This is a genomic window from Microcystis sp. M53598_WE2, from assembly GCF_030067735.1.
Taxonomy (GTDB): Bacteria; Cyanobacteriota; Cyanobacteriia; order Cyanobacteriales; family Microcystaceae; genus Microcystis; species Microcystis aeruginosa.
The window spans coordinates 1-4,937 of the sequence record NZ_JASJFE010000533.1 but is presented as its reverse complement, the minus strand read 5'-3'; the positions used below and the strand labels follow the sequence as shown (position 1 = coordinate 4,937).

At 42.6% G+C, this 4,937-nt stretch carries 5 protein-coding genes; 2 read left to right on the top strand and 3 right to left on the bottom strand.

Annotated elements, in window-relative coordinates; genetic code table 11:
* Nucleotides 1-73: 73 nt before the first annotated feature.
* The 3 genes from PX636_RS10900 to PX636_RS10890 form a co-directional block, all read right to left on the bottom strand.
* Complete coding sequence (locus tag PX636_RS10900; RefSeq protein WP_012266823.1) at nucleotides 74-460, bottom strand: hypothetical protein; 387 nt, start codon at nucleotides 458-460, stop codon at nucleotides 74-76.
* A 55-nt stretch (nucleotides 461-515) separates the two neighbouring features.
* The gene (locus PX636_RS10895) at nucleotides 516-1,268 is read right to left on the bottom strand and encodes a class I SAM-dependent methyltransferase (protein WP_288117163.1); all 753 of its coding nucleotides are present in this window, start codon (nucleotides 1,266-1,268) and stop codon (nucleotides 516-518) included.
* A gap of 80 nt (nucleotides 1,269-1,348) precedes the next feature.
* The gene (locus PX636_RS10890; RefSeq protein WP_002795747.1) at nucleotides 1,349-1,840 is read right to left on the bottom strand and encodes a hypothetical protein; all 492 of its coding nucleotides are present in this window, start codon (nucleotides 1,838-1,840) and stop codon (nucleotides 1,349-1,351) included.
* Between the two features lie 191 nt (nucleotides 1,841-2,031).
* On the opposite strand from PX636_RS10890, the gene uvrB reads away from it, so the two are divergent.
* Nucleotides 2,032-4,035 (top strand): excinuclease ABC subunit UvrB, encoded by a 2,004-nt coding sequence (gene uvrB, locus PX636_RS10885; RefSeq protein ID WP_288117162.1) that lies wholly within the window; start codon nucleotides 2,032-2,034, stop codon nucleotides 4,033-4,035.
* A gap of 4 nt (nucleotides 4,036-4,039) precedes the next feature.
* A partial coding sequence (locus PX636_RS10880; protein WP_288117161.1) for a flagellar assembly protein H occupies nucleotides 4,040-4,937 on the top strand: 898 nt, incomplete at its 3' end.

The window sequence follows — 4,937 nt, the reverse complement described above, 5'->3', positions numbered from 1 at the left end:
TACCCGATGAAAATGGGTAAAACCCCACACCCCACACCCCACACCCTACACCCTGCCCCTAGGAAAAACTTTTTCAGCAGACCCTAGTTAGCTTTCCATATACAGACTTGGTACTACGGACATTATGGGCCGCCACTTTTACTTCCATTTCAATCTGCTTTAATTCAGCAATAACTTTCTCTCGCTCCGCCGTAATTTTGGCTTTTTCTTCAGTTAAATTCCGCATTTCTGAAGTTAAAGAATCTAATTCTTTTTGCAGGTCAACATTAGTGGCAGATATTTCAACAATTTGGTCTTTTAAATGACTGTTATCATCTCGATATTGCTGATTCCATCGTTTATATTGTCCTTGAGAGCTTCGCAGGGACTTAATTACAGCAACAGCTTCTTGTAACTCCCGATTATCTGGATAATTTCTGGCTAGTTTATAGAGAGAATCTACTCGAGCGTCGATATCCATGTTTATCTACCTCTTTGCCTAGATAATCTTATGATACCCAAGCTTACCGATAAAATTAACCCGAAGAACCAGCCTTTTGGAAAATCATTAAATGTTGTTGGGGCAAAGTCTCGATGATTTCTTCTGGCAGTAAACCGATAGCGGCCATTTCTTTTTCTACCTGTCTGCGGGTCATTTTATGAAGGGCCTTGATGGGAATCAGGGGATTTTCACGACGGTATTCTACTAATACCACCCTACCATCGGGTTTTAAGGATTTGACCAGATTCTCCATCATCTCGCGGGGAGAGGAAAACTCGTGATAAGCATCGACCATTAAAGCTAAATTGATCGCATTTATAGGCAATTTGGGATCGGTTTCTGTAGCGAGAATTGTGGTGACATTCTTAACTTGATTTTCCTCGGCTAAAAAATCAATTGCCCCTAACATTTCCGGTTGCACATCGACGGCGAAAACTTGTTCTACTAAATTCGCCATAGGAAAACTCAAATAACCTGTCCCCGCGCCGATATCTGCCACTAGGTCTGTGGGTTTTAAATGTAGTGCGGTGATCAGATCATCGGGTTTTTCCGTGAAACGGCGACTAGGACGTTCTAACCATAACATTTCTTGGTGTCCCATGACTTTAGCGATTTCCCGTCCTAGATAAAATTTACCGATACCATCGCGACTATGAAGCGCTCGAATCTGATAATATTCCTCTTGCGCTAAAACTGAAGCATCGTAGGTAAGATTTAATAATCCGAAACCGCAAAAAACCACTATTAGAAACGAGACAATTAAGAAAAATTTTTGCTTAAACAGCATCGGGATTAAAAACGGTGGGCTAGAAAAAATAAATTCCCCGTCCGGGACAGGGAAAAAATCCGTCTTGATCAACAAAACAATTAATCCAAAAATCCCATTAAAGTTTCGGGATCATCGATTTCATTGGAAGCAACGGGACGATTACCCATGACTGTATAAGTTTCGCTAATGTGCAGATGACTGAGAGCGATCGGACGATTGCCAGAGATCGCTAGAGTGCTACTGACTTCCATACCACTAGAGCCGACAGGACGCAATCCACCGACGGAAGAATAGGTACTAACCACTTTCAGATGGCTAACTTCCACGGGACGGCTCCCGGGTAACATTTCATCTTCCGTGAAGTGAAGATGGCTAGTACCAACAGGACGATTTTCGGGTAAGCGATGTTCAGGTTGATAGAATTTTAAGGCTTTGGAAGCCGATTCAGCGTTGTTTTTCACCGAAAGGGCGACCACTTCTTTATCTTTGGCGGTTTTAGCCGTAGTAGCTTTACCGCGTGGGCTGCTGGTCTTTTCTTCTGTGGTTGCTGGGGTTTGAGTCCCGTTCGTTTCTAGATTTTCCACCGTCATAACCTGATACTCCTTTCCGTTAATAGCTTCGGGAAAACAATAAGATTTAAGTTTAGGGTATTCTCGAAGACTTTTAATCTTTTTTTAAAATCCTCTCTAATATTAAGATACATCTTTCTTTCCCAAAACCCTATCAGTGTTGGTAATTTGATTGATAATTTATTTTGCCTGTTCTCTACACCTAGCCGCTAATGACCGCTTTTCAACTACAAGCACCCTTTCAACCCACTGGGGATCAACCGGCAGCGATCAATAAATTGGTAGATTCCCTGCAAAACCAGCATCGTTTCCAAACCCTCTTAGGGGCAACCGGCACCGGCAAAACCTTCACCATTGCCGCCGTCATCGAGAAAATTGGCAGGCCTACCCTCGTCCTGGCCCATAATAAGACCCTGGCGGCCCAATTATGCAACGAATTGCGGCAATTTTTCCCCAATAACGCCGTGGAATACTTTATCAGCTATTACGACTACTATCAACCGGAGGCTTACATTCCCGTCAGCGATACCTACATCGAAAAGAGTTCTTCAATTAATGATGAGATCGATATGCTGCGCCATTCGGCCACGCGATCGCTGTTTGAACGCAGGGATGTGATCGTCGTCGCTTCCATTAGTTGTATTTATGGTTTAGGAATGCCTGCGGAATACCTAAAAGCGGCGATTTCCTTAACAGTTGGTCAAGAGTTCGACCAAAGGCAATTATTACGGGCCTTGGTGTCAGTGCAGTACAATCGCAATGATTTAGAGTTAACTCGCGGTCGTTTTCGTCTGAAGGGCGATATTTTGGAAATTGTTCCCGCTTACGAGGATCGGGTTATTAAAATTGATTTTTTTGGCGATGAGATTGAAAGTATTCGTTATCTCGATCCCCTGACGGGGGAAGTTTTGCAAAAATTAGAGCGAATTAGTATTTATCCGGCCCGTCACTTTGTTACCCCGGAGGAGCGTTTAGAGGTGGCCTGTCGGGATATTAAAACCGAGTTAGATAACCGTTTATTGGAGTTAGAAAAAGCGGGCAAATTACTGGAAGCGCAACGTTTGGATCAGCGGACTCGTTATGATTTAGAAATGTTGCAGGAAGTGGGTTATTGTAATGGCGTAGAAAATTATTCGCGGCATTTAGCGGGTAGATTAGCGGGGGAACCGCCGGAATGTTTGGTGGATTATTTTCCCGAAGATTGGTTATTAGTTGTGGATGAATCTCATGTTAGTGTGCCGCAAATTCGCGGGATGTATAATGGCGATCAATCACGAAAAAAAGTTTTGATCGATCACGGGTTTCGTTTACCCAGTGCTGCGGATAATCGTCCTTTGAAGTCGGAAGAATTTTGGCAGAAAGTTAATCAATGTATTTTTGTTTCGGCTACTCCGGGAGATTGGGAATTAGAACAGTCAGAAAATCGCATTGTTGAACAAATTATCCGACCGACGGGAGTTTTAGATCCTGAGATTTTTGTGCGACCAACCGAGGGACAAGTAGATGATTTATTAGGGGAAATTAAGGAGCGAGTGCAGTTAAATGAACGGGTTTTGATTACCACTTTAACTAAACGCATGGCGGAAGATTTAACCGAATACTTGCAAGAAAGGGGAATTAAAGTTAGATATCTACATTCAGAAATTCAATCAATTCAACGGATTGAAATTATCCAAGACCTGCGAGAAGGGGTCTTTGACGTGCTGATCGGGGTGAATTTGCTTCGCGAGGGGTTAGACCTGCCGGAAGTGTCTTTAGTGGCGATTTTAGACGCAGATAAGGAAGGATTTTTAAGGGCTACCCGCTCTTTAATTCAAACTATCGGCCGGGCCGCTCGTCATATTCGCGGTCAGGCAATTCTTTACGGAGATAATCTCACCGATAGTATGATTAATGCGATCGAAGAAACCAAGAGACGACGCGCTATTCAACAGGAGTATAATCAGAAACATGGGATTATTCCGCAACCGATTGTTAAAAGGTCAAGTAATTCAATTTTGGCTTTTCTGGATATTTCCCGTCGCCTAAATTCCCAACAATTAGAGCAGGTTTGTGAGAATATAGAAGAGCTTTCTTTGGAACAAATTCCCGAGTTAATTCAACAACTAGAAGCGCAAATGAAAGAAGCGGCGAAAAATCTAGAATTCGAGTCAGCAGCTAAATATCGTGATCGGATTAAGCAATTACGAGATAAGTTATTAAATCATGTTAGATAAACCTATGACTAGATTTATTCATGACCAGTTTGCCAAAGATTATCTCGAAGAATTATTATCTTCTCTGGGAGAGGTAAAATCGGCACGGGTTGTACGAGGAGAAGTACGAGAAATCGATGTCTGGTTTTCACCCCAGATTCTCGATAATAATCCTAGAGAACTGCTGGGATTACTGGGAAAAATGGCGATTAATCCCTGTTTATTTGAACCCTTTCGTAATCCTGTCACCGCTACAGAAATTAGAACTTGTCTGTTAAAACTATTGGAAGTGGAAGGGGAAATTAATCGTCAAGCAAATCGTCAGAAAACGAATCTTAACGATGGGGAAATCCCCCGTCTCTGGATTTTGACTCCCAGTGCTTCCTCGCAACTGTTAGGAGGATTCGGAGCTAAATTAGATGAGGAGAATTGGGGGGAAGGTATCTATTTTTTGGCTCCCTCTTTACGCACGGCAATCACCGTTATCCATCAATTACCCCCAACAGAAGCAACTCTCTGGTTAAGAATTTTAGGCCGGGGAAAAGTACAAGCAAGGGCGATCGATGAGTTAGAATCGTTACCAGAGAACCATCCTTTTCGGGTAAATGCTCTAGAATTATTATTAAACTTGAGAACTTCTTTAACTAACGATCAAGAGCTTGAACAGGAGGACAGAGAGTTAATTATGAGATTATCACCTTTATACACTTCCCGTCTTCAGGAAGAACTGGATGCTGGCCGTCAACAAGGTCTTCAACAGGGTCTTCAACAAGGTCTTCAACAGGGTCTTCAACAGGGTCTTCAACAGGGAGAACGTCTGGTGGTAGAAAATTTATTGAAAGCTCGTTTTGGTAGTTTAGACCCAGATTTGTCCCTAATCATCGAGCGCATTTTATTATTACCAGTGGAGGAGTTTACCCCTT